At 64.0% G+C, this 23,782-nt stretch carries 21 protein-coding genes; 9 read left to right on the forward strand and 12 right to left on the reverse strand.

The features are described 5' to 3' along the window. Positions 1-49: 49 nt before the first annotated feature. Positions 50-895 carry an SDR family oxidoreductase gene (locus ACOJSJ_RS04090; RefSeq protein ID WP_420143714.1) on the reverse strand — a complete coding sequence of 282 codons (846 nt, stop codon included), beginning with the start codon at positions 893-895 and terminating at the stop codon, positions 50-52. Continuing rightward, complete coding sequence (folE, locus tag ACOJSJ_RS04095) at positions 892-1,494, reverse strand: GTP cyclohydrolase I FolE (RefSeq protein ID WP_420143715.1); 603 nt, start codon at positions 1,492-1,494, stop codon at positions 892-894. Before folE ends, ACOJSJ_RS04090 begins: the two co-directional genes overlap by 4 nt. 157 nt (positions 1,495-1,651) lie before the next feature. Here folE and ACOJSJ_RS04100 point away from each other — a divergent pair, with 157 nt between their 5' ends. Next, entirely contained in the window at positions 1,652-2,251 is a 600-nt protein-coding gene (locus ACOJSJ_RS04100) for a nucleotidyltransferase family protein (protein WP_420143716.1), read from the forward strand. A 6-nt stretch (positions 2,252-2,257) separates the two neighbouring features. Here ACOJSJ_RS04100 and ACOJSJ_RS04105 read toward each other — a convergent pair whose 3' ends face one another. Together ACOJSJ_RS04105 and ACOJSJ_RS04110 are read right to left on the reverse strand one after the other, a co-directional pair. Beyond that, entirely contained in the window at positions 2,258-3,928 is a 1,671-nt protein-coding gene (locus tag ACOJSJ_RS04105) for an MFS transporter (RefSeq protein WP_420143717.1), read from the reverse strand. A 39-nt stretch (positions 3,929-3,967) separates the two neighbouring features. Further along, positions 3,968-4,702, reverse strand: coding sequence for a metallophosphoesterase family protein (locus ACOJSJ_RS04110; protein ID WP_420143718.1), 735 nt, complete (start codon positions 4,700-4,702; stop codon positions 3,968-3,970). 208 nt (positions 4,703-4,910) lie between these two features. Here ACOJSJ_RS04110 and ACOJSJ_RS04115 point away from each other — a divergent pair, with 208 nt between their 5' ends. The 5 genes from ACOJSJ_RS04115 to pgl all read left to right on the forward strand — a co-directional run bounded on the left by ACOJSJ_RS04115 (position 4,911) and on the right by pgl (position 10,645). Then, positions 4,911-6,119 (forward strand): acetyl-CoA C-acetyltransferase, encoded by a 1,209-nt coding sequence (locus tag ACOJSJ_RS04115; protein WP_420143719.1) that lies wholly within the window; start codon positions 4,911-4,913, stop codon positions 6,117-6,119. Between the two features lie 115 nt (positions 6,120-6,234). Beyond that, positions 6,235-8,412, forward strand: a complete 2,178-nt coding sequence (locus ACOJSJ_RS04120; RefSeq protein WP_420143720.1) for a 3-hydroxyacyl-CoA dehydrogenase NAD-binding domain-containing protein — start codon at positions 6,235-6,237, stop codon at positions 8,410-8,412. Positions 8,413-8,479: 67 nt separating this feature from the next. Beyond that, positions 8,480-9,475 carry a UDP-glucose 4-epimerase GalE gene (gene galE, locus ACOJSJ_RS04125; RefSeq protein WP_420143721.1) on the forward strand — a complete coding sequence of 332 codons (996 nt, stop codon included), beginning with the start codon at positions 8,480-8,482 and terminating at the stop codon, positions 9,473-9,475. Then, positions 9,472-9,948: a YbaK/EbsC family protein gene (locus ACOJSJ_RS04130; RefSeq protein WP_420143722.1), complete on the forward strand. Its 477-nt coding sequence runs from the start codon at positions 9,472-9,474 to the stop codon at positions 9,946-9,948. Before galE ends, ACOJSJ_RS04130 begins: the two co-directional genes overlap by 4 nt. A 4-nt stretch (positions 9,949-9,952) precedes the next feature. Further along, entirely contained in the window at positions 9,953-10,645 is a 693-nt protein-coding gene (gene pgl / locus ACOJSJ_RS04135; RefSeq protein WP_420143723.1) for a 6-phosphogluconolactonase, read from the forward strand. A 127-nt stretch (positions 10,646-10,772) separates the two neighbouring features. Here pgl and ACOJSJ_RS04140 read toward each other — a convergent pair whose 3' ends face one another. Beyond that, positions 10,773-11,036, reverse strand: coding sequence for a hypothetical protein (locus ACOJSJ_RS04140; protein WP_420143724.1), 264 nt, complete (start codon positions 11,034-11,036; stop codon positions 10,773-10,775). Between the two features lie 65 nt (positions 11,037-11,101). Here ACOJSJ_RS04140 and ACOJSJ_RS04145 point away from each other — a divergent pair, with 65 nt between their 5' ends. After that, on the forward strand, positions 11,102-12,238 hold the full coding sequence (locus ACOJSJ_RS04145) for an aminotransferase class I/II-fold pyridoxal phosphate-dependent enzyme (RefSeq protein WP_420143725.1): 1,137 nt from the start codon (positions 11,102-11,104) through the stop codon (positions 12,236-12,238). A gap of 53 nt (positions 12,239-12,291) precedes the next feature. On the opposite strand, the gene ACOJSJ_RS04150 is transcribed toward ACOJSJ_RS04145, so the two are convergent. The 4 genes from ACOJSJ_RS04150 to ACOJSJ_RS04165 form a co-directional block, all read right to left on the reverse strand. Continuing rightward, entirely contained in the window at positions 12,292-12,675 is a 384-nt protein-coding gene (locus ACOJSJ_RS04150; protein ID WP_420143726.1) for a hypothetical protein, read from the reverse strand. A gap of 122 nt (positions 12,676-12,797) precedes the next feature. After that, positions 12,798-14,138 (reverse strand): amidohydrolase family protein, encoded by a 1,341-nt coding sequence (locus ACOJSJ_RS04155; protein WP_420143727.1) that lies wholly within the window; start codon positions 14,136-14,138, stop codon positions 12,798-12,800. Further along, positions 14,135-15,529, reverse strand: a complete 1,395-nt coding sequence (locus tag ACOJSJ_RS04160) for an amidohydrolase (protein WP_420143728.1) — start codon at positions 15,527-15,529, stop codon at positions 14,135-14,137. The genes ACOJSJ_RS04155 and ACOJSJ_RS04160 overlap by 4 nt, the downstream gene beginning before the upstream one ends. Continuing rightward, entirely contained in the window at positions 15,526-17,037 is a 1,512-nt protein-coding gene (locus ACOJSJ_RS04165; RefSeq protein WP_420143729.1) for a peptide MFS transporter, read from the reverse strand. The genes ACOJSJ_RS04160 and ACOJSJ_RS04165 overlap by 4 nt, the downstream gene beginning before the upstream one ends. Before the next feature lie 177 nt (positions 17,038-17,214). Here ACOJSJ_RS04165 and ACOJSJ_RS04170 point away from each other — a divergent pair, with 177 nt between their 5' ends. Both ACOJSJ_RS04170 and ACOJSJ_RS04175 read left to right on the forward strand, forming a co-directional pair. Beyond that, entirely contained in the window at positions 17,215-17,793 is a 579-nt protein-coding gene (locus ACOJSJ_RS04170) for a nitroreductase family protein (RefSeq protein ID WP_420143768.1), read from the forward strand. 73 nt (positions 17,794-17,866) lie between these two features. Next, complete coding sequence (locus tag ACOJSJ_RS04175) at positions 17,867-18,211, forward strand: GntR family transcriptional regulator (RefSeq protein ID WP_420143730.1); 345 nt, start codon at positions 17,867-17,869, stop codon at positions 18,209-18,211. A gap of 75 nt (positions 18,212-18,286) precedes the next feature. Here ACOJSJ_RS04175 and ACOJSJ_RS04180 read toward each other — a convergent pair whose 3' ends face one another. From ACOJSJ_RS04180 to prsK, 3 genes are read right to left on the reverse strand one after another with little or no spacing between them, the layout of a single operon-like run. Continuing rightward, positions 18,287-20,326 (reverse strand): tetratricopeptide repeat protein, encoded by a 2,040-nt coding sequence (locus ACOJSJ_RS04180; RefSeq protein WP_420143731.1) that lies wholly within the window; start codon positions 20,324-20,326, stop codon positions 18,287-18,289. Between the two features lie 6 nt (positions 20,327-20,332). Next, complete coding sequence (gene prsR / locus ACOJSJ_RS04185) at positions 20,333-21,697, reverse strand: PEP-CTERM-box response regulator transcription factor (RefSeq protein ID WP_420143732.1); 1,365 nt, start codon at positions 21,695-21,697, stop codon at positions 20,333-20,335. Further along, a complete protein-coding gene (prsK, locus tag ACOJSJ_RS04190; RefSeq protein ID WP_420143733.1) occupies positions 21,697-23,769 on the reverse strand; it encodes an XrtA/PEP-CTERM system histidine kinase PrsK in 2,073 nt (690 codons plus the stop codon). Before prsK ends, prsR begins: the two co-directional genes overlap by 1 nt. Positions 23,770-23,782 lie beyond the last annotated feature (13 nt).

The following is a 23,782-nucleotide window of genomic DNA, read 5'->3' on the forward strand; positions in this document are numbered from 1 at the left end:
GGGTCGGGCGGACAATGCCACCCCCGACCGGGCCGCATTCCTGCCGATGCTATCGGCACAGATGCATGAAGTCGCGGTCGTAGCTTTTCATATGCGCGCCGCCATCGACATAGAGCGTCTGGCCGGTGACCGCCGTTGCTTCCACCAGATAGAGCACCGCCTGCGCAATCTGTTCGGCCTGCGGCAATTTACCCAGTGGCATCAGCTCGGCCAGCTTTTCCATCTGCGCTTCATCATAATCGGGCGTCGCGATGGTCAGGCCGGGCGCAACGGCGTTCACGCGTATGCGGGGCGCCAGACTGTGTGCGCTGGTGCGGGTCAGGCCCGCCAACGCCAGTTTCGACAGGGTATAGGCCATCTGGTCCGCATGGGGATGGTCGATGCGCTGATCGAGGATGTTGACGATGCAGCGATCCCCCACGCCGGCCGGGACGGTGGCAAAAGCCTTTGTCAGCAAGGTCGGCGCAGCGCAGTTGACCGCATAATGACGCATCAGATCGTCCGCGGTCACGTTTTCCAGCCGATCCTGCCCGAATATGGCGGCGCTGTTGATCAATATGTCGGGCGGGCGACCGAACCGTTCGGCGACCATCGCCACCAGTTCTTCCGCCCCTTCGGGATCGGCGAAGTCGACGACGAACCCCTCCCACTCGGTCGCTTCCTCTTCGAACGTCAGCGCCAGATGGGAATCGAGCCGCGTGTCGTGGCTGCCATGGATGGCGAGCGAATGGCCCGCCTTCGCCAGCGCCGCGGCGATGATGCCGCCCAGCCGCCGATGCCCGCCGGTGACCAGCGCCAGACGCTTGGGTGCCAGCGGCGCGCCGACGGGCGCGGCATCACCGCGCGCCTTGCCCAGCGGACGATAGGTCGGTTCGCTGTCGCCTTCGCTGATCATGAAGAAATGAGCTTCAGCACTTCCTCACGCGATTTCTCATCGTCGCGAAACACGCCCAGCATGCGGCTGGTCTTCATGATGACATTGGGGGTGCGGACGCCCCGGCCCGTCATGCAGCCATGGGTCGCCTCGATGATCACGGCGACACCCTGAGGCTTCAGATGTTCCCAAATGCAGTTGGCGACTTCGGACGTCAGCCGTTCCTGCACCTGCAGGCGGTTGGCATAGGCGTGCAGGACACGGGCCAGCTTCGATATGCCGACCACATAATCGCCGGGCAGATAGGCGATTTGCGCCGTCCCCACGATCGGCGCCATATGATGTTCGCAATGCGACTGAAACGGAATATCCTTCAGCAGCACGACATCGTCATACCCCCCCACTTCGTGGAAGATGCGCGACAGGTGATAGGCCGGATCGTCGGCATAGCCGCGACAATATTCGCGCCATGCCCGCGCGACGCGTTCGGGCGTTTCCATCAATCCTTCGCGTTCGGGGACATCGCCCGCCCAACGGATCAGCGTGCGGATGGCGTCGCTGACTTCGGCCGGAACCGGTTCCTTGCCTTCGATGGTTTCCGCTTCGAGTTCACAGGCCATGAACCGGGCTACTCCTTAATGCTGTTGGGTCGCATATGGCGGCTGGGCCTCAGGATAGCCAGACCCTTTTAGGACGGCTGGACACAAGGTCATAGTGGTGGCAAATCCGCGATCATACAGGGTCGTCGATAAAATATGCCTTTCATCACTTCATTCCATGCGTACTGAACGGATCGCCGCCGTGCTGCTGGCGGCCGGAACATCTTCCCGCTTTGGCGATGCCGACAAGCTGATGGCCGATTTGCGGGGAAAGCCCATGGCTGCCCATGTGCTGGAAACCATCGCGTCCATGGCCTTTGCCGAACTGATCGCCGTGGTCCGGCCGATCGAGTTCGCGCCGGTCATCCATCGCAAACTCGACCGGCGCGGCTATACGATCATCGTCAATGATCAACCCGAAGAGGGCATTTCGGGCAGTATCGTCCGCGCGGTCGAACATGTCATGCCGAACCGCAAGATACGCGGCATCCTGATCTGTCTGGCCGACATGCCCGACGTGCCGCAGACCCATTATAACCGCGTCTGTCTGGCAGCGGAGGACATAAGGTCGGTGGTCGCGTCCACCGATGGTTTTTCGTCATCCCCGCCCGCCTTCATCGGCCGCAAGCATTTCCCAGAACTGCTCGCGCTCAAGGGCGATCAGGGTGCGCGAGCGCTGCTGAGCCACGGCATCCAGATCGAAACGATGGAAAACGTCCTGCATGACATCGACACGCAAGAAGATCTGGCCGGGCGGCGGCCGGCGACACCGCAATAAGGCCGTTCAGCTTGACCGGGTCGGATCGGTCATCGGATCGCCGATTTCGCGGGCATCGGGCGCGCGGCTGATCGGCAGCGACCCGGTCTGTCGTTCCAGCATGCGATGAACGACCGGCGGCTTTGGCCCGGTATGCAGTTCCATGATCGCCTTGCTGATGTCGACATCCGCCACGGTCCGCCGCTGATTGTGCCGGACATAATCGAGCCAGGTGGAGACATGATAGCGTTCCAGCCATAATTCCGGATCGCCCAGATCGCGCATCAGCGACCAGCCATGCGCCCCATCGCGCAGGCGGATGCGCCGCCGTTCGCTCATGATGGCGAGGAAGGGCACGACCGATCCGGCCGGAATGCAATATTCGATGGTCACGACCACCGGGCCGCTGCGCGGTTCGACCGGCACGGCAGTATCGGGTTCGCGCCAGCTGTTCTGAAGATCGAGATTATCGTCCCCCACCTGCGGCAGCGGGCGCAGCAGGCCCAGCATGGCGACGGCGAACTGGGCAGCGGCGGAGATGTAGAGCGCATCGACCACCCCATGCTGTTCGGCGATCCAGCCGAACAGCCATGCGCCGATCGCCATGCCGCCAAAGGCCGTCATCTGATAGAGCGACACCGCCCGCGCCACGACCCATCGGGGCGCCGACACCTGAACCGACACGTTGAAGGTCGACAGCGCGGTCACCCAGCCCATCCCTGCGAACAGATAGCCGACCAGCGCCAGCGCCAGCCATGGACTGACCCCGGTGATCGCCGTGCCCAAAGCCAGGATCAATGCTGCGAAGCGAACGATGGTTTCGATCGAGAAGCGCGCGCGCAGGTGCCGGGTGGCAAGCGCCCCCATGACCGCGCCGATGCCAAATGCCCCGCTGGTCATGCCAAAGGTCAGCGCGCCGCCGCCCAGCAGGTCGCGCGCGACCAGCGGCATCAGCGCCGACACAGCGCTGGCCCCCACGCCAAATGTCGCGCCGCGCAGCAGCACCAGCTGAATTTTCGGCGACATGGCGACATAGCGCACCCCCGCCCCCATCGCGACGCCCAGCCGTTCGCGCGGCAACAGCTTGGGCGGCAGATTGGGTTTCCAGCGGAACAGGACGAACAGCAGGGCGATATAGCTGACCGCGTTGGTCAGGAAAGCCGCAGCCGCGCCCGCCGCCGCGACGATGACGCCGCCCAGTGCGGGACCGACGCTGCGTGCCAGATTGAAGCCCATGCTGTTCATCGCAACCGCGCTGGGCAGGACGGCGCGCGGCACCATGTCGCCGACCGACGCCTGCCACGCCGGACCATTCACCGCGGTCGCGCAGCCGAGCAGGAAGGTGAAGCCCAGCAGCAGCCATGGCGTGACCCATCCGGCCCATGCGGTGACCGCCAGCGCCGCCGATACCAGCAGCATCGTCCCCTGACAGGCGATCATCACCTTTCGCCGGTCCAGATTGTCGGCAACGGCCCCGGCCCAGAGCGACAGCAGCATGATGGGCAGCGTCGTTGCAGCGGGCACCAGCGCGATCAGCAACGGGGAAGCCGATAGCGACGTCATCATCCATGCCGCGCCGACAGACTGGATCAGGCCGCCGAAATTGGACAGGAGGCTGGCGGTCCAGACGGCGCGGAATGTGGGGATGGACAGGGGTGAAGGGAGCGGTTGGGTCGAAGCTGTCGTCGCACTGTCCATGGAACCGGATATAGCCCTCTATGGCCGGGGCGCAACTTTTCAGACGCGGCCCGTGCGCAGGGCGGCGGCCCAGTCGGCCCGGCCCCGGCTTTCGGCGGCACGGGCAGCTGTTTCATGATCATAGGGCAAAGCGATCAGGGTCGCCTGCCAGCCACGGTCCGTCCGCGTCGCAATGGCGTAGCGGGCATCGGGCGTGCCCGTTTCCACCCTGTGCGGGACGGGATGGACATCGTCATAGGCGGGCAGGCCGACGCTCCCCGGATTGACGATCAGCCCGCCGCCGGGGCGATGATGGATGCGCGGGATATGGGTGTGCCCGCACAGGATCAGCGGCGCGGTGACGCCCCCTGCCCGCCCCTCCACTTCCTGCGCCGTCGCGGGGCGCAGGCCGGGCGGGTCGATGCTTTCCAGCCAGTAGCACAGGTCGTCACCCGGCGCGCCGTGAACCATCAGCACATCGTCGGCCAGCCACAGCTGTTCGGGCAGGTCCGCCATCCATTCACGATGGCGGGGTTCCAGCATATCATGCGCATGGCGATCCGACGCGCCCATCCGGTCGGGATGCTGCGTCAGCAATTGCCGTTCATGATTGCCCCTGATCGTGGGCAGGCCAAGCGGCATCAGCCGGTCGGCGACGGCGCAGGGAAAGAGCGGACCGGACATGATGTCGCCCAGATTGACGATCCGATCGACATCGCGCCGCACTATGTCGGACAGCACGGCGTCCAGCGCCGCGATATTGCCATGGATGTCGGACAGGATTGCGATACGCATCGCCATGAAATGCCATGAAGATTCGCGTGTTGAAAGACAGGATGTGCGACAGCGAAGTGGACAATCGCACGATTGCCGCAAAATTGCCCTTACGGCATGCACGGCATGGCGCGAACAACAGAATAGACACTTGCACTTTACGTAAACGTAAATACATTTGTCGGCGAAATCCGAAGCGCCATAATGGCCCCACGGAGAGGGAATGAACATGGAAGCCTATATCTACGACGCCGTCAGGACGCCCCGTGGCCGGGGCAAGGCCGACGGATCGCTGCACGAGATCACCCCGATCCAGCTGGCGACGCAGATGTTGGAAGCGGTGCGCGACCGCAGCCAGATCGACACCGCCGACGTCGATGACGTGATATTGGGCTGCGTCAGTCCCGTGGGCGAACAGGGCGCGGACATCGCGCGCGTCGCCGTGCTGAACACCGATTATGCGCAGACTGTGCCGGGCGTACAGATCAACCGATTTTGCGCGTCGGGCCTTGAAGCGGTGAACATGGCCGCGGCCAAGGTGTTTTCGGGCGAAGCGATGTTCGCCATAGGCGGCGGCGTCGAATCGATGAGCCGCGTGCCCATGGCATCGGATGGCGGCGCATGGGCGATGGACCCGGCGGTCGCGTATAAGACCTATTTCGCGCCGCAGGGCATCGGCGCCGACGTCATCGCAACGAAGTTTGGCATCAGCCGCGACGATGCCGACGCCTATGCCGTGGAAAGCCAGAGGCGCGCCAAGGCGGCGTGGGACGAAGGACGCTTCGCAAAGTCCATCGTGCCGGTAAAGGATGTGATCGGTCAGGTCGTGCTAGACCATGACGAACATATGCGCCCCGACGCGACCATGCAGTCGCTGGGATCGCTGAAACCCAGCTTCGCAGCATTGGGTGAAGATATGCCGGGTTTCGACACCATCGCCCTGCTGCGCTATCCCGAACTGGAGAAGGTCAACCATATCCATCATGCGGGAAACAGCAGCGGCATCGTGGACGGCGCGGCCGCCGTGCTGGTCGGCAACAAGGATATGGGCGAGAAATATGGCCTGAAACCGCGAGCGAAGATCCGCGCGATGGCATCCATCGGGTCCGAACCGCTGATCATGCTGACCGGGCCTGAATTCGTCGCGGGCAAGCTGCTGTCGCGGGCCGGCATGACGCAGGGCGACATCGACCTGTGGGAACTGAACGAAGCCTTTGCGTCGGTCGTGCTGCGCTACATGCAGGCGATGGACCTCGACCATGGCAAGATCAACGTCAATGGCGGCGCGATCGCCATGGGCCATCCGCTGGGCGCGACGGGCGCCATGGTGCTGGGCACCGCGCTGGATGAACTGGAACGGTCGGGCAAGGGCACCGCGCTCATCAACCTGTGCGTCGGCGCGGGCATGGGCACCGGCATCATCATCGAGCGCGTTTGAAACGAATATAAAGCACCGTTCGGGCTGAGCCTGTCGAAGCCCTGTTATTCTTCAAAAAGAAAAGTGCGGCCCTTCGACAAGCTCAGGGCGAACGGGATTGAGAGGTAGCTTCATCATGCAGACCATCAACTTCGACATCGACGCCGACGGCATCGCCACGCTGACCATCGACGTACCGGACCAGTCGATGAACGTCATCGGCCCGGATTTTCTGGCCGATCTGGATAGCGCGATCACTCGCATCGCGTCGGAAGAATCCATCAAGGGCGCGGTCATCGCATCGGGCAAGGACAGCGGCTTCATGGCCGGCATGGACCTGAAATTTTTCGGGTCGATGCTGGCGACCGGCGACGGGGAACGCCCTGCCCCGGCCGCGATCTTCGACAAGGTGTTCGTGCTGAACCAGCTGTTCCGCCGCCTTGAAACCAGTGGCAAGCCGATTGCCTGCGCGATCGAGGGTACCTGCGTGGGCGGCGGTTTCGAACTGGCGCTGGCCTGCCACCGCCGTTTCGTGGGCGACAGCAGCAGGACGCAGCTGGGCCTGCCCGAAATCCTGATCGGCCTGTTCCCCGGCGGTGGCGGGTCGCAGCGCCTGCCCCGCATCATGGGCGTGCAGGCGTCGCTGATGTACATGTTGCAGGGCAAGCTGTTCCGCCCCGCCGAAGCCGCCATGCTGAAGGTGGTGGACGGCGTGGTGCCGCAGGGTACGGCGCTCGACGCCGCGCGCGAATGGGTGAAGGCCAACCCCAACGCCCATACGCAGCCATGGGATGTGAAGGGTTTCAAGGTGCCGGGCGGCGCAGGCGGTTTCAATCCCGCCTTCGTCCAGACCATGGCAGGCGCTTTGCCGATGACGCTGAAGCAGACGCAGCGCAACATGAACGCGCCCATCGCTTTGCTGTCGGCGGTATATGAAGGCATCACCCTGCCGATGGACCGGGCGATCCGGGTCGAGAGCAAATATTTCGCCAAGGTCGCAGCCGATCCGCAGGCGTCGAACATGATCCGCACCCTGTTCGTCAACAAGCAGGCCGCAGAGCGCGGCGCGCGCCGTCCCAAGGACGAAGCCAAGGCGCCGACGACGAAGCTCGCCATGCTGGGCGCAGGCATGATGGGCGCGGGCATCGCCACCGTCGCGGCGCAGGCGGGGATGGAGGTCGTGCTGTTCGACCGCGATCAGGCCTATGCGCAAAAGGGCAAGGCGCATGTCGAAGCCGTGCTGTCCAAGCGGCTGGGCAAGGGCATGACGCCCGAAAAAATGGCGGCGACGCTGACGCGGATCACGCCGACCACCGACTATGCGGCGCTGGCGGGCGCGGACTTCGTGATCGAGGCGGTGTTCGAGGATGTCGGCATCAAGGCCGAAGTCACGAAGCAGGTCGAGGCCGTGCTGGGCGCGGACACCATCTTCGGGTCCAACACCTCCACCCTGCCGATCACGAAGCTGGCGCAGGCATGGAGCAAGCCGGAGAATTTCATCGGCGTGCACTTCTTTTCGCCAGTCGAGAAGATGCCACTGGTCGAAATCATCCTGGGTGAAAAGACCGGTCCGGCCGCCATCGCCAAGGCGCTGGATTTCGTCGCACAGATCAAGAAGACACCGATCGTCGTGCATGACAGCCGCGGTTTCTATACCTCGCGCAGCTTTGGCACCTATGTGCAGGAAGGCGCGGAGCTGGTGGGCGAAGGCGTCAATCCCGCGCTTATCGAAAATGCGGGCAAGCAGCTGGGCATGCCGACCGGCCCGCTGGCCGTCAGCGACGAAGTGTCGATCGAGCTGGGCGTCAAGATCATGACGGCCGCGAAGAAGGAACTGGGCGACGCCTACACGCCGCAGGGTTCGGACGACATCATGGTGAAGATGGTCGATGCCGGACGTCTGGGCCGCAAAAATGGCAAGGGCTGGTATGACTATCCCGAAGGCGCGAAGAAACATCTGTCGCCGGTGCTGGGCGATCTGTTCCCGATCGCCGACAAACAGCCCGATGTGGAAGCGGTCAAGGAACGGCTGCTTTATCGCCAGCTGATCGAATGCGCCCGCTGTTTCGAGGAAGGCGTGCTGGAAACGCCGGAGGATGGCGACATCGGCGCGATTTTCGGCTGGGGTTTTGCGCCCTATACCGGCGGGCCGTTCAGCCATATGGACACGGTCGGCATCGCCCATGTCGTGGCGGTGCTGGACCGGCTGGCGACGACGCACGGGCCGCGCTTTGCGCCGACGCAGCAACTGCGCGACATGGCGGCCAGCGGCGCGACATTCTATCGCCCGCTTCCATCCCGCGCCGCAGCATGATTTCGCTATAAATCGTAACGACTGTCGGTTAGGTCTCCTCATCAGCAGATGGGGAGACCTTTTTCTTATGAACAAGCCGACGGTACTGGTCACGGGGGGCGCAGGCTATATCGGCAGCCATGCGGTGCTGGCGCTGAAAGATGCGGGCTATGGCGTGGTGGTGATCGACAATCTGGTCACCGGGTTCGATTGGGCCGTGCCGTCCGACGTGCCGCTGGTACGGGGCGACATTGCCGATCAGCCGCTGGTCGAAGCGACGCTGCGTGACCATGATGTAAAGGCGATCATGCATTTCGCCGGGTCGGTCGTGGTGCCGGAATCGGTCGAAAATCCGCTGAAATATTATCATAACAACAGCGCGAAGACCCGCGACCTGATCGAAAGCGCGGTGAAGGTGGGCGTACCGCACTTCATCTTTTCATCGACCGCCGCGACCTATGGCACGCCGGAGGAAAGCCCGGTTCGGGAGACGACGCCGCAGCGGCCGATCAATCCCTATGGCATGTCGAAGCTGATGACCGAATATATGCTGCGCGATGTGGCGGCGGCGCATCCGATGAACTTTTGTGCGCTGCGTTACTTCAACGTCGCGGGCGCGGACCCGCAGGGACGGTCCGGCCAGTCGACGGCAGGCGCGACCCACCTGATCAAGGTGGCGGTCGAAGCGGCGCTGGGCAAACGCAGTCATGTCGGCGTGTTCGGCACCGATTTCGATACGCCCGACGGCACGGGGGTACGCGATTATATCCATGTCACCGATCTGGCCGCCGCCCATGTGCTGGCGCTGGAAGCGCTGATGGCCAAGCCCGACGAAAATTACCTGCTCAACTGCGGCTATGGCCGAGGCTTTTCGGTTCTCGAAGTGCTGGACGCGGTGGACCGCGTGACCAACATGACGATCGAGCGCAGGCTGGAAGGCCGCCGCGCGGGCGATCCGCCGTCGCTGATTTCCGACAACAGCGCGATCATGGCGCAATTCCCCTGGGAACCGCGCCATGCCGACCTGACGCAGATCGTGACCCATGCGCTGGCCTGGGAGCGCAAGCTGAGCGAGCGCACATGAGCGAGGCGAGCGTCCGCGCCTTTTTTGCCGAAAAGGCGCCGGACATCGCCATCATCGATCAGGGGGTCAGCACCGCGACCGTGGTCGAAGCCGCCGCCGCGCTGGGCGTCGAACCCGCGCGGATCGCCAAGACGCTGTCGCTGCGCGTGGGCGATGCGGTGGTGCTGCTGTGTACGCGGGGTGACGCGCGGCTGAATAACGGCAAGGCGAAGGCCGCGCTGGGCGGCAAGCCGCGCATGCTGGGCGCGGAGGAGGTGGAGGCGATCACCGGGCATCCGGTGGGCGGCGTGTGCCCCTTTGGCCTGCTCTCCGCCCTGCCCGTCTATTGCGATGTGTCGCTGAAGGATTTTGCCACCGTCTTTCCGGCGGCGGGATCGCGCACCAGTTCGGTGGAACTGACGCCCGATCGACTGGGCGACTTGACCGACGCGACATGGATCGACATCTGCACCCTTCCTGAAACTGCGGAGTAGCCCCATGCCGACCGAACATCTTTTCGCCACCGGGGCGCAGGCCGCCAGCGACATCGCCACGCGCATCGCCACGATCCTGTCGGACGCGATCGCCGCGCGCGGGGTCGCCAGCATCGCGGTGTCGGGCGGGCGGTCGCCGCGGCCGGTTCTGGAGGCGCTGAGCAAGGTGCCGCTGGACTGGACAAAGCTGATCGTCACGCTGGTCGATGAACGCTGGGTCGATCCGGTGAGCGCCGACAGCAATGAACGGCTGGTGCGCGAAACCCTGTTGCAGGGACCGGCAGCGGCGGCGCGCTTCGTACCGATGAAGAATGACGCGGCCGACGCCTACGCCGGGCAGGCAGCGGTGGAGGCGGATTTTGCCGCCCTGCCCTGGCCGCTGGACATCATATTGCTGGGCATGGGGGATGATGGGCATACCGCGTCGCTGTTCCCGCAAGGCGCTGAACTGGCGCAAGGGCTTTCGAGCAGCGCGCTGACCATTGCGGCGACCCCGCCGGTCGCGCCGCATCAGCGCATGTCGTTGACCGCGCATGGGATTTTGCAGAGCCGCCACATATTCCTTCAAATCGGCGGCGCGGAAAAGAAGGCGGTCTACGATCGCGCGCTGGCGGGCGGCGCGGTGGAGGAACTGCCGATCCGGCTGGCGCTGTTGCAGGACGCCGTGCCGGTCGAAGTCTGGATCTCGCAAGGCTGATCGCGCTTTCGTTCGCTGTCAGCTTTTAGGGCGCGGGTTGCGCCGCAAGGCCGCATTTTCCGACCCTGGCCTGTCCTGAGCGCGTGCCGCAGGCAGGCCGTCGAAAGGCTTCAAACGAACGGGAATTTCAGTCGCGCGGTTTGTGGCGGGAGATCAGATAGCGCCACACGCCCATCGCATTGATGACCAGCATCGCGACATTCTGCCAGCCGATCCCGGCGCTGTCGCGATCCAGAAAGCCCCAGACGATGAGCGCCATCGAGCTGGTCATGAACAGGACAAATGCCCATCCGGTTATGCGACGACCAAGGTTGAGGGACACCGCCAGCGCCGCCAGCGTGGACGCAGCCGCACCATAATATTGCAAGGCGGTGAGCAGGCTTTGGGTCATGTCTATCCAACGCCGCATCAGGTCCGCGGTTGCAGGCGCCCCATGCTGTGTTTACGGGCATTTCCATGGTTGCCGAAATTTCTCCGTTCCACGCCATCGCAATCAGCCGCGAGGCCCATGCCCTGGAAGCGCAGGGCCGATCCATCCTGCATATGGAGTTCGGCCAGCCGTCGACCGGGGCGCCCGCAGACGCCATCGCCGTCGCGCATCAGGTGCTGGACAATGAAGCCATGGGTTATTGGGAAAGCCCGGCGCTGAAAGAACGGATCGCGCGCCATTATGCCGAAAAGCATGGCGTTGCGGTCGATCCGGAACAGATATTGCTGACATGCGGCGCGTCGCCGGGGCTGGTGCTGGCGCTGACCAGCCTGTTTGCGCCGGGCGCGCGCGTGGCGACGGCGCGGCCGGGCTATGTCGCCTATCGCAACAATCTGAAGGCGCTGTATCTGGAGCCGGTCGAGGTCGCATGCGGCCCGGCCGAACGATACCAGATCAGCGCGGATGCGCTGGCCGCGATCGATCCTGCGCCGCACGGCCTGATCATCGCCAGTCCCGCCAACCCGACCGGTACGATCATTCCGGCGGACGAACTGGCGCGGATCGCACAAATGTGCGCCGAACGCGGTATTCGCATCATTTCCGACGAAATCTACCATGGGCTGAGTTATGACGAACCGGCCCGGTCGATGCTGGAATTTGCGCCGGACGCGGTGATCGTGAACAGTTTTTCCAAATATTACAGCATGGCCGGGTGGCGGCTGGGCTGGATCGTGGTGCCGCCCGCCCTGATCGATGCGGCGCGGGCACGGATGGGCAATCTGTTCCTGACCCCGCCGGTGCTGGCGCAGCGCGCAGGCCTGACCGCCTTTGACTGCACCGACGAACTGGAAAGGCATGTCGACAATTACCGGCACAACCGGCAAATGCTGCTGGATGCATTGCCCGCATTGGGGCTGGCCAGCATCGCGCCGCCCGACGGCGCTTTTTACATCTATGCCGACATCAGCCATTTGACCAATGACAGCCTCAGCTTCTGTCAGAAGCTGCTGCGCGAAACCGGGGTGGCGACTGCGCCGGGCGTGGATTTCGATCCGGAGGACGGACACCGCTTCATCCGGTTCAGCTTTGCCGTATCGACCGACCGGGTAGAAGATGCCATCGCGCGCATGGTGCCATGGTTTCAGGCGCAGGGCGGACGGTGATTGGCTGATTTGGGTGGGTTGCGGAATGTCTGCTCGTGGGCAGCGTGTAGCGACTATCTGACATTCCCATGCAATGTGGCTGGCGAATCGTTGATCGCAAAAGCGACCGTCCCAAACTCGATCGCAGAAGTATTTTCCCCGCCGACAGAATGCCCTTCCAAAAGGCTCATTCGCCCTCGCTCGAAAAACAGGAGCATCCCAAGGCCGTGTTCCATGCCATCTATGTTTGCATACACGTTCAGTCCCAATGGGCTGGATACGGTTGCGGCTTGTGCTAACGAGGATACCGAGATTGTCGTGAAGAAGCCACCACCGGTATTCTCTCGCTTCTCAACCGTCACAGATTGAAGCTGCTCGCTCAACGGACCGAAATGCTCCGGCTTTTCGGCCAAGATCGCCTCTATTGCTGCTCGCTCTAACTCTGTCAGTTGCGTCATAGATGATGGTTATCCCATTCAACGAAGTGTCCGCAACTAGGCACCGCAATTCGACGCATGGAAGGCAACAACTGGTAGAAACCCGTCCATCAAAAAAAGGGGGCCGCAGCCCCCTTTTCTTCTTACCATTCATAGGCTTTGGGCAATGCGCCTTCGCCCGGTGTCGCGTAACGATCGCGCAATTTGGTCTGGCGATTTTCCAGCGGCTGCTGCACGCCGTCGATCCACATGGCGACCGGGGCGGAGGTCATTTCCAGCGGGTCGCCGTCCCACATCACCACGTCGCCCGCCGCACCGGCCTTGAGCGCGCCGAAACGGTCGCCCATGCCCATCGCTTCGGCAGGGGCGGAGGTGATGGTGCGCAGCGCCTGACCCCAGCTGAGACCGGTTGCGCCGGGCACCTTCGTCAGGGCCACCATATTGCCCGCCTGCTGCGTCGCGGCACGCAGTTGCAGCGCATCGTCGCCCGTCAGCATGCCCATGGACACCACGACGCCGGCCTTCACCATGCGGCCCACATTGCTCTGGGTCGCGGCCAGCTTTTCGAAGCTGGACGGCAGGTCTTCAAGACCCGCGGTGATAACCGGCACCTTCGCCGCCGCCAGCTGCGATGCGACCATCCAGCCTTCGGTCGCGCCCGCGATGATCAGCTTGAGCGCGGGAAATTCCTGACGCAGCGACAGAACGGCCAATATGTCCCGCCCGCTTTCGGCATGCACCATCAGCGGCATCGCGCCGGTGACGACCGGACCAAGCGCCTTTGCATCCACGCTGTTGAGCAGTGCATCCTTCGAATTGCCGTCATAGCTGGCGGGCGCTTTCGCATAATCCTGCGCCTGCGCCAGCATGGTGCGAAAGGTCAGAATCATCGCGGCGCGGCTGCCACCGGCGTCATCCGCCCCCTCTTCGCCCATTTCGACATATTGGAAAGCACGCGCCTTCGTCACGGGATTGAGGTCTGCGCCCAGATCGACGAATGCGCCCTGCCCCGCGAAGATGCCGGTGCCAGCAGCGGGCACGACCACGGCGCGGGTGATGCCCGCCGTGCGGCTGATCGCAACCGGGTTGGCGAGCGGGTTGATCGCAGGCGCGACATCGATCGCGGCGGAGAAGATCGTCTTCGTCGCGCGGGTGTCGTTGGTCTGGCGAACCGCAGGCACTTCCGCAAGGCCAAGGCGGGAAAAGCCCGAAACGATGCCGGGCGTCACCCATTTGCCGCCTGCATCCACCGTCTTTGCCCCGGCAGGCACGGCGATCCCCGCGCCAGCCGCAACGACCTTGCCACCGGTAATGACCACCGTGCCATTGTCGATCGGTTCCGATCCGTCGCCGATGGCGAGCTTCGCGCCGGTGATGGCGACGGACTGGGCCAGAGCGGGGGTGGCGGCGGCGATGGCCAAAGCGCAGGCCAGGGTTCTCGACAGGCTCGAACCGAACGGAATTTTATGGGCGATCCTGCTCATTTCACGTCTCCCGCGCCGATCTGGCCCAGTTCGAAATCACCCACCGGGCGCATTTTCGGATTGCTGCTGTCATAAAGGAGCGCGCCGTCGATCCACACCTTTTCGGGGCGGGTATAGGTGCTGAACGGATTGCCGTTCCACAGGACGACATCGGCCATCTTGCCGACCTTCAGGCTGCCGGTCTGTTCCGCAATGCCCATGGCGCGCGCAGGATTGATGGCGAGCCATGTCCAGGCCACTTCATCGGGAATATCGATGCCCATGCGGCGGCCCGCGCCCAATGCCTTGGCCGCTTCCTGATTGAGACGCTGGATACCGTCCTGATCATCCGAATGGACGATGGCGCAGGCCCCGGCCCTGTGCACCAGCGGGACATTTTCCCTGATGCCGTCATAGGCCTCCATCTTGAAGCCGTACCAGTCACCCCACATGGCCGAACAAATGTCGTTTTCACGCAGCAGGTCGGCGATCTTGTAGCTTTCGACCGCATGGTGGAAAGCGGTGATCTTGTATCCGAATTCCTTCGACATATCGATTACATTGGCCATTTCATCGGCGCGATAGCAATGGTTGTGGACGAGGATCTTGCCCTCCAGCACGTCCGCCAACGTTTCCATGCCCAGGTCGCGGGTCTGGTCCTTACCGGCAGCGCGCTTCTTCTGATATTCGCGCGCCTTGATCCAGGTCTGGCGATCGACCGCCATATTGCCCATGCGGGTGGATGGTTCACGCCCCTTGCTGCCGTAAACGCGCTTGGGGTTTTCGCCGCACGCCATTTTCAGGCCATAGGGCGCGCCAGGGAATTTCATCCCCTGCTGGGTACGGGCGGGGACATTCTTCACCGTCACGCTGCGGCCGCCGAACAGATTGCCTGAACCCGGCAATATCTGAAGCGTCGTCACGCCGCCATTGGCGAGCGCGCGGCCGAAACCGGGGTCTTGCGGCCAGATGCTATGTTCCGCCCACACATGGGGCGTGACCGGAGAGGTCATTTCATTGCCATCCGACAACGCATCGACGCCCGGCGAGGCATAGACGCCCAGATGGCTGTGAATGTCGATCACGCCGGGGGTGACATATTTGCCTGTGCCGTCGAACACCGCGATGTCGGCGGGGATCGGCGTGTCCGGCCCGCCCACGGACACGATCCTGCCTTCGTTCAGGAAGACCACGCCATTGTCGATGCGTCCCCCTTCACCGTCGAAGATGGTCGCGCCGCGGATCGCGGTCGGCCGCCCCGGATAGGCTTTATAGGTGGAGGGATAGGGATTTTCCGGCTCCGCCGACGATCCCTGCGACGCGTCCGCCGCCTTTTCCTTCTTTGCTGCCAGCGGTGTAGCGGTGCCCGCCAGCAACGCCGCCATCAGCAGCCATCTGCCGCCTTTGTTCATGCCTGTTCCTCCCTGTTCGAGGCTGTGGTGTCGAGGTGCATCATGCGTTTCACATAGGGTGAGACCAGCAGCACCAGCCCCCCGACGATGATCGAGAACCAGCCTATTTGCGTATAGACGTCAAGCACTTGCGCAACATTTCCGGCTTCGCCGCTGCCCGTGGCGCGAGCGATGAGACCCGCGATGAAAGTGCCCGCCGCCATGGCAAGGAACCATGTGCCCATGACGAGGCCCACCATGCTGGGCACCGCCAGCCGCGTCATGGCGGACAGGCCCACCGGCGAAAAACAGAGTTCAGCCATGGTGTGCAGCAGGTAAATCAGAAAAACGAAGATGACCGGGGTCAGATTTTCCCCCGCCAGCGCCGCACCGCCCACCAGCACCAGAAAACCCGCGCCGCAAAGGATCAGACCGATGCCGAACTTCGCGGGCGATGACGGTTCCAGCCGCCTTTTGTCGAGGAAGGTCCACAGGACCGCGAACAGCGGCGCGAGCAGGATGATGAAGACCGAATTGACCGACTGGAACAGGGATGCCGGGACGTCCCATCCCAATATGCTGCGGTCGACGTTGCGATCGGTAAAGATGTTGAGCGACGATCCGGTCTGTTCGAACAGGCCCCAGAAAAGCGGATTGAGCGCAATCAGGAACAGGGCCGCGAACATGCGGTCGCGGTCGACCTTCCCCAAAGTGCCGAATGTGCGCCAGATGATGTAGATGACCGTCAGCGCGGAAAAGCCGAGCAGTGCATAACCCAGAAGTTCGGCATAGCGGATCACCGCCCAGATGGCGAAGACGCCCAGCGCCGCCGCGACATAGATGGTCCATTCCTGACTGAGGCCGGTGACCGTGGGCGCGCGCAGCTGTTGCGGGGCGGGCGGCTCCCCCTTGCCCAGCAGCCATGGTTTCAGCCACACGAACATGATGAGGCCAAGCAGCATGCCGACACCGGCCGCGCCGAAACCCCAGCTCCAGCCCCACAGTTCGCCCAGCAGGCCACACACCACGGGACCAAGCATCCCGCCCATGTTGATGCCCATGTAGAAGATGGAGAAGGCCGGATCGCGGCGATGATCGTCGCGGTCGTACAGTTCGCCCACCAGCACCGAGATGTTGGCTTTCAGAAAGCCGGTGCCCACGATGATGGAGGCCAGCGCCAGATAGAAGCCATTGAGGAACAGCGGATCCGGCCCCCCCGGTCCTTCGGTCACGGCAATCAGGAAATGGCCGATGGCGATGAAGACGCCGCCCACCAGCACCGCCTTTCGCGGGCCAAGAAAACGGTCGGACAGATAACCGCCGATAACCGGCGTAATATAGACCAGCGACGTATAGGCGCCGTACAGCAGATAGGCCTTGTCCTCACCGAAGAGGAAATGTTTGGTGAGGTAGAAGATCAGGATGGCGCGCATCCCGTAATAGGAGAAACGCTCCCACATTTCCGCGAAGAAGAGCAGATACAGCCCACGCGGATGGCCGAGCCAGGTCTTCCCTGCCTCGGCAGACATATTGTCCGAAATCGCCATTCGGCACCCTTTGCTTATTCTTGTGTCCGGCCCGCCATGATCGGGGCCGCCTGTGGCCGCGAACCTAGAGCGGATATGTCCGCCCTGTCAAAAGGGAGGCTAGTTAAAAAGGCCGCCCTCCCTTGCGCCCGCAACGCGCGCGCGCCATCTGTCATGGCGATGTTCAACGACCTCTCCTCCCCGCTCGCCCTGCTCCAGACTCGTCGTTCGGGCAAACCCCGCGACCTGATCGCCCCCGGTCCCGACGACGCGCAGATCCGGCAGATACTGGAAGTGGCGCTGCGCACGCCCGATCATGGCAAGCTGGCGCCGTGGCGGTTCGTCATCGTGCCGCAGGATCGCCGCGATGCGCTGGCCGCGCTGCTGGAGACGGCCTATCGCACCGAAAAGCCCGATGCCGGTCGGCTGGAGATCGAAGCGATGCACCAGTTTGCGCGACAGGCGCCGACGTTGATCGTGGCGCTTTCCACCCCGGTGGCGGGCAGCAAGATTCCGCTGTGGGAACAGGAATTGTCCGCAGGCGCGGCGATCATGAACCTGCTGCATGCAACCCACGCGCTGGGCTTTGCGGGCGGGTGGCTGACAGGATGGCCAACCTTCAACGACGATGTGCGGGATGCCTTTGGCAAGGATGGCGAGAAAATCGCGGGCTTCATATTCATCGGGACGCCCGGCCGACCGCTGGAAGAACGACCACGGCCAGATTATGACGCTGTCGTATCGACATGGGACAGATAATTGCGAAGGCAACGCTTTGCCGAACAGCGCATGCCGATTGACGCGCATGGCTGTATTATGGCACTGATGCACTATGGCTGACGAATCCAAACCCGTCTATCTCCGCCTGAGAGAGATTATCGCCGCCTCCATTCTGGATGGAGACTATGCCGATGGTGACCTGTTGCCATCGGTGCGCGCCTTTGCCGCGACGCAGGGCGCCAATCCGCTGACGGTGGCGAAGGCCTATCAGAGTTTTCAGGACGATGGGCTGGTCGTCGTCAAACGCGGCGTCGGCATGTTCGTCGCCGATGGCGCAACCCGTCGCCTGCGGGAAGCGGAACGCGAACGCTTTCTGGATAGCGTATGGCCACCAGTCGCCGCGCAGATTCGCCGGCTGGGCCTGCGGATCGACGATCTGGATCTGCTGAAAGCCTGATCATTCGCGCGCGTCAGGCCGTGCCGTGATCAGCGGGCCGTCTGCCGCCTTGCCATCCCGATCCGCCGGGTCATTTCATAATTTCGCAAGGGCATCCGCCGCGTCCTGATGACCGGAGAAGTTCGGGGCCTGCGCTGCGCGATGAAGGGCCAGCTTCGCCTCCTCCCTGCGTCCGGCCACCGCATAGGCCTGCCCCAGATGCAGCTGGAACAGCGGAGCGTCGGGGGCCTGCGCAACCGCTTTTTCCAGCAGGTCGACCGTCGTCGGCCCCTTGTCCCCGGTCCGCAGCAATATCCAGCCAAACATATCGGCCATCACCGGATTGGCGGGCATCAGGCGATAGGCATGGGCCGCATAGGCGCGCGCCGTCGTCCGATCTCCATTTTCCAGCGCCACGCGGGCGAGATCGGCCATCAGCACGGCGTCATTATCGCCAATGCGGGCACGCACGGCCGCCAGCATCTGCATCGCACCGCGCCAGTCCTGCGCCTGCATCGCCAATGTAGCGGCCACGCGCTGCGCCTCCACATCATCGGGATTCTGGCTGAGGAACAGCTGCACCACCTGCCGCGCCTGCCCCATATTGCCGACAGCCACCCAGCCTGCCGCCATTCTGAGCGCGGCGCCACGATCGAAACGGATGTTGGCCGCCGCTTCATAGGCGCGCATCGCCCGTTGCGGTTGCCCCGCGGCCACCAGCGTATCGCCCCATATCAGCCATGCGTCAGGCGCGCCGGGATTGGCACGCGCGAGCAAGGCCGCGCGAGCAGCGGCATCCGCATTGCGGCCGCTACTCAGCAAGGCGCGGATATAGGGGATATTGTCGCGGGCGGTGGCGCTGTTCGCCGGTGCCGGTCCGGCCGCAATGCCGCCATCCTGCGCGCTGGCAAAGGCGTCGGCGGACGCCCGCACCGGCCATGCAGCGCGCGTCAGCATGTCGTCCGCCATCTCCCTGTCACCCAATGCCTCCTGCACGCGCGCGGCGAAGGTCAGCGCATAGGGATCGGCATCGCGCTGGGCCACGATGGGCGCCAGCACCGTCGCGGCGGACGCGAAGTCGCCAACCATATGATAAGCCCGCGCCAGCAACGTGCGGGCGGTACGATTGTCGGGCTGCATATCGACCAGCGGCGCCAGCGCCTGCATTGCCAGCACGGCATTGCCATCCTGCAATTGCAGGACACCGCGCAACAGCTGGGTCGCAGGTTCGCCATCCATTCGCCCCTGCGTCCTGTCCAGCAGCTTGCGCGCCAGATCGCCCTGCCCCGCTCGCGCCGCCATTACCGCCTGCATCATCCATGCGCGGGGATTGCCGGGGTCGAGCGCCAGCAGGCGGCGGGTCAGGCTGAGCATCCCGCTCGCCTGCCCGGCATCGGCCAGCGTGGCGGCATATTGTTCCAGAACCGGCACCGAATCCGGATTGGCCGCCAGCGCCCGTTCAAACCATGGCAGCGATGCCGTCAGCCCATATTGCGCGCGCGTCAGTTCCCCGCGCAGCGTCAGCGCCCTTGCGCCATTGGGGTTGATCGCAACGGCCCGGTCCGCCGCCATGATCGCCCCTGCCTGATCCCCCATCGCCATGCGCAGACGGCCAAGCTCCACCCAATTGTCCGGATCGCCTGGCGCAACCGACAACGCCCGGTCGAGCGCCGATCGTGCGCCGCCCATGTCGCCCCGCGCCATCGATGCGCGCCCGATGACCCGCGCCGCCGTAACGGCCGCGTCTTCAGGCATGTCGGGGGCCTGCGCTTCCCGCAGGGCGGCATCGACATCCCCCTGCAACAGCAGCGCCTGCGCCATGACGGCGCGGGTATCGGCGGGCGGCGCGCCCAATTGCCGCGCGCGTTCCACCGCCGCCTGCGCGCCCGTACCGTCGCCCAGCTCCACCAGCGCGCGCGCCTGCGCCGCATGGGCGATGGCCGATCGCGGATCACCCTTGATCGCGTTCATCAGTTCGACCCGCGCAGTGCGCGCGTCGCCCGCGTCCAGCGTCGCTAGCCCGCGCGTCAGGGCGGCGCTGCCGTCCCGTTCATGCGCACGCCACTGGATCAGCGCAGCCGCCCCCAGCGCCAACAAAGCGATGACCGCGATCAGGATCAGGCTGGATCGACGCATCGCAGCTTATCCCTGCATCCGATATTGTTTCAACAGATCGTAGAGCGTCGGACGGCTGATCCCCAGCATCTTGGCCGCGCCCGAAATATTGCCGTCGGTCCGCGCGATGGCGCGGCGAATGGCGCGACGATCGGCCATTTCGCGCGCGGCCTTCAGGTTGACCAGATCGCCGCCATCGGCCTGTTCATCGTCCAGGTCGAGGTCCGCCGCCGTGATCATCTTGCCATCGGCCATGATGACGGCGCGCTTCACGCGATTTTCCAGTTCCCGCACATTGCCAGGCCAGTTCCACGCATCCAGCGCCGTCAGCGCATCGGGCGCCAGCCCCTTGACCTGCGGGTTCATGTCGCGGGCGAAGCGGGTGAGGAAATGGCGCGCCAGCAGCGCCGGATCGCCGGGACGGTCCTTGAGCGCAGGAATGCGCACGACGATTTCGGCGAGACGATAATAGAGGTCTTCACGAAAGCTGCCTGCTGCGATCATCTGTTCCAGATTCTGGTGGGTGGCGCACACGATCCGCGTATCGACCGCAATGGGCTGTCGCCCGCCGATCCGTTCGATCACCCGTTCCTGAAGGAAGCGCAGCAATTTGACCTGCAGGGCGAGCGGGATGTCGCCCACTTCGTCCAGGAACAATGTGCCGCCCTGCGCCTGTTCGATCTTGCCCGGCGTCGTCTTGATCGCGCCGGTAAAGGCGCCCTTTTCATGGCCGAACAATTCCGATTCCAGAAGGGTTTCGGGAATCGCCGCGCAATTGATCGCGACGAATGCGCCGTCGCGGCGCGGGCTGGCGTCATGCAGCCCCTGCGCCAGCAATTCCTTGCCGGTGCCGCTGGCGCCCAGCAGCAGGACGGACACCTGCGCGCTGGCGACCCGTTCGATGGTGCGGGCAACCTTCATCATTTCGGGCGCGCCGGAAATGATCCGGCCCAGCACGCGAGCATCGTCCGGCGCGACTGCGGCCAGCCGCGCATTTTCCCGCTCCAGCGCATGGACGTGAAAGGCGCGGCGCACGATCAGGCCCAGTTCGTCAATATCGACCGGTTTCTGGTAAAAGTCGTAAGCGCCGCCCGAAATCGCATCCAGCGCGCTTTCCCGCGCGCCATGGCCCGACGCGACGATGATTTTTGTATCGGGCTTGATCTGCAACATTTCGGCGAGCGTGGCGAAACCCTCGCTCGTCCCATCGGGATCGGGCGGCAGGCCAAGGTCCAGCGTCACCACATCGGGCGTTTCTGCGCGCAGCATCTCGATCGCTTCCTGACGATCGCCCGCGATGAACAGTTGATAATCCTCATAGGCCCAGCGCAACTGGCGCTGAAGGCCCGGATCATCCTCCACGATCAGCAATTTGGGGCGAGTGTCGCTCATCAGGCGGCCTTTTCCTTGTCGTCAGTGCGGGGCGCCAGCGGCAGGCGCAATGTGAAACGGCTGCCGACGCCGGGCTTGCTTTCCACCTCGATGCGTCCGCCCATGGCCTGCGCCAGCGTACGGGCTTCAAAGGCACCCAGGCCAAAGCCCGCCGCCTTGCTGGAGGAAAAGGGTTTGAACAGGTCACGGCGGATATATTCCGCGCTCATGCCGGTGCCCCTGTCCACCACCTCCACAATGGCGTGGGTCGCATCGGCCGACAGGCGCAGGTCGACCGGACTGTCGGGCACACTGGCGTCGATCGCATTTTGCAGCAGATGGGTGACGATCTGTTCGAAACGGACCGGGTCGGCCAAGGCGGGCGGCGCATCGCCGCTGACATGGACGGGGTGCAGCCGCGCGCGGGTGCGGGCGACCTGTTTCAGCATGGCGATAAGCGCCATGGGACGCGGCTCTTCGGCGCGCGCCTTATTATGTTGCGACAGGCGGGCGAGCATGTCGTTCATCTTTCCGACCGATTCCCTGAGCGTCAGGACCATGTCGGCGCGAAAGTCGGGATTGTCCGCATGCCGTTCCGCATTGCGGGACAGGAGCGACAACTGGCTGACCAGATTTTTGACGTCATGAATGATGAAGGCGAAGCGGCGGTTGAACTCGTCGAAACGCTGGGCATCGTCCAGCGCCCGTTGCCCCTGCGCTTCGCTGATATGGGTCGCGGCCTGGCGCCCCGCGGCGCGCAACATGTCGAAATCTTCCCAATCCAGCCGCCGGTCGATGGGCGGTCGCGCCAGCAGCAATGCACCGATCATGCGACCATAATGGATCAGCGGCACCAGCGCCCAGATGCGCCCGTCCTCCAGCAGCCATGACGGCAGGATAAGGGTGCCATCCCCGCCCTTGGGCTTGGCGAGGTCTACGATCCAGCCGGTCTTTTCCAGCTGGGTGACGGTGACCGGCCCGATCATGTCGGTATCGGGCATGTCACCCGCCCAGTTCCAGTGCGTTTCGAAACTCAGACCACCATGATCGTCGCGCAGGAACAATATCGCGGCGGGCGAATCAGTGATGTCCGCCACCGCCTTTGCCACACGCTGTCCCAGCGGCGCGGCATCCTCCCCCGGACGGCCGATGGTGTCGCCAAAGCGCATCCATTCGGTACGATAGTCATAGCGATGCTGGAAGAAATGCTTGGCGACCTGCACTTTCCACAACGCGCGCAGACGCGGCGATGGCAACAGCACCAGCGCGGTGACGGCGGTGAAGAAGACCGCGCCGATTTCCACCACCCGCGCATAGGGTCCGGCGATCAGTTCGATCAGCACGGCCGCAGCCGCCAGCACGCCGACATACAGGCCGACCGCGACGATGGACAGCGACTGAAAGGTGATCGTCCGCGACAGGCGAAGGCGCCCCGCCATATCCTTGCGCATGCCGATCGCGATAACGGGCGCGACCAGCGCCATCAGCAGGCCGCGCAACGCATAGAGTTCGTTTACGCGATGGGGCGCGAACCAACTGACGGCATAGAGGCTGAGGTCATAGGTCCACATCGCCGCCAGCGACCCCAGCAGCAACGCCACCCCGCCCCGCTCGCGCGATGGCCAGGCCGTGTAGAGATGATGCACGAGCAATATGCTGCCGATGGCGGTCATCATGCGCAAAATCGCCGAACAGGTGACCAGCGCATGATACAGGTCGCTGAACGGCGACAATTGCTGCCCGATCAGATCGATGACGGTCTGGATCAGGAGCAGCCCGGCAATCACCAGATAGACGGGCGTCACCGCGCCGGTCGGCCCGGCCCGGCCCACCGGACCACGGCGCAGCATGACGTAGATGGCGAGCAGCCATGCCGCGTTGCGGATGCACTCGCCAATGCCCGACAGGGGTTTCGACACGCCGCCGAAGGACACGTACAGCGCCCAGCAGGACGTCAGCAGCAGCGCCGCCGCCAGCAGGCGCGGTTCGGGCGCTTCACCGCGTCGACGCAGCAGGAAAATGCCGAGCGCGGCGAACAGCACGGCGGCCAGTGCATGGCCCCAGTCGCCGACAAATTGAAGGAGCGCGCCCATCCCGGTCCGCCCG

The sequence above is a fragment of the Sphingobium sp. genome, from assembly GCF_048594625.1.
Taxonomy (GTDB): Bacteria; Pseudomonadota; Alphaproteobacteria; order Sphingomonadales; family Sphingomonadaceae; genus Sphingobium.

Bases quoted from the DNA above. Each gene is read 5' to 3' on its own strand.
- ACOJSJ_RS04150 (WP_420143726.1), bottom strand. From the start codon at position 12,675: ATGACGCAACTGACAGAGTTAGAGCGAGCAGCAATAGAGGCGATCTTG.
- ACOJSJ_RS04115 (WP_420143719.1), top strand. From the start codon at position 4,911: ATGGAAGCCTATATCTACGACGCCGTCAGGACGCCCCGTGGCCGGGGC.
- prsR (WP_420143732.1), bottom strand. From the start codon at position 21,697: ATGAGCGACACTCGCCCCAAATTGCTGATCGTGGAGGATGATCCGGGC.
- ACOJSJ_RS04175 (WP_420143730.1), top strand. From the start codon at position 17,867: ATGGCTGACGAATCCAAACCCGTCTATCTCCGCCTGAGAGAGATTATC.
- ACOJSJ_RS04120 (WP_420143720.1), top strand. From the start codon at position 6,235: ATGCAGACCATCAACTTCGACATCGACGCCGACGGCATCGCCACGCTG.
- ACOJSJ_RS04140 (WP_420143724.1), bottom strand. From the start codon at position 11,036: ATGACCCAAAGCCTGCTCACCGCCTTGCAATATTATGGTGCGGCTGCG.
- ACOJSJ_RS04100 (WP_420143716.1), top strand. From the start codon at position 1,652: ATGCGTACTGAACGGATCGCCGCCGTGCTGCTGGCGGCCGGAACATCT.
- prsK (WP_420143733.1), bottom strand. From the start codon at position 23,769: ATGGGCGCGCTCCTTCAATTTGTCGGCGACTGGGGCCATGCACTGGCC.
- pgl (WP_420143723.1), top strand. From the start codon at position 9,953: ATGCCGACCGAACATCTTTTCGCCACCGGGGCGCAGGCCGCCAGCGAC.
- folE (WP_420143715.1), bottom strand. From the start codon at position 1,494: ATGGCCTGTGAACTCGAAGCGGAAACCATCGAAGGCAAGGAACCGGTT.
- ACOJSJ_RS04170 (WP_420143768.1), top strand. From the start codon at position 17,215: ATGTTCAACGACCTCTCCTCCCCGCTCGCCCTGCTCCAGACTCGTCGT.
- ACOJSJ_RS04180 (WP_420143731.1), bottom strand. From the start codon at position 20,326: ATGCGTCGATCCAGCCTGATCCTGATCGCGGTCATCGCTTTGTTGGCG.
- ACOJSJ_RS04160 (WP_420143728.1), bottom strand. From the start codon at position 15,529: ATGAACAAAGGCGGCAGATGGCTGCTGATGGCGGCGTTGCTGGCGGGC.
- galE (WP_420143721.1), top strand. From the start codon at position 8,480: ATGAACAAGCCGACGGTACTGGTCACGGGGGGCGCAGGCTATATCGGC.
- ACOJSJ_RS04105 (WP_420143717.1), bottom strand. From the start codon at position 3,928: ATGGACAGTGCGACGACAGCTTCGACCCAACCGCTCCCTTCACCCCTG.
- ACOJSJ_RS04090 (WP_420143714.1), bottom strand. From the start codon at position 895: ATGATCAGCGAAGGCGACAGCGAACCGACCTATCGTCCGCTGGGCAAG.
- ACOJSJ_RS04130 (WP_420143722.1), top strand. From the start codon at position 9,472: ATGAGCGAGGCGAGCGTCCGCGCCTTTTTTGCCGAAAAGGCGCCGGAC.
- ACOJSJ_RS04145 (WP_420143725.1), top strand. From the start codon at position 11,102: ATGGTTGCCGAAATTTCTCCGTTCCACGCCATCGCAATCAGCCGCGAG.
- ACOJSJ_RS04110 (WP_420143718.1), bottom strand. From the start codon at position 4,702: ATGCGTATCGCAATCCTGTCCGACATCCATGGCAATATCGCGGCGCTG.
- ACOJSJ_RS04155 (WP_420143727.1), bottom strand. From the start codon at position 14,138: ATGAGCAGGATCGCCCATAAAATTCCGTTCGGTTCGAGCCTGTCGAGA.
- ACOJSJ_RS04165 (WP_420143729.1), bottom strand. From the start codon at position 17,037: ATGTCTGCCGAGGCAGGGAAGACCTGGCTCGGCCATCCGCGTGGGCTG.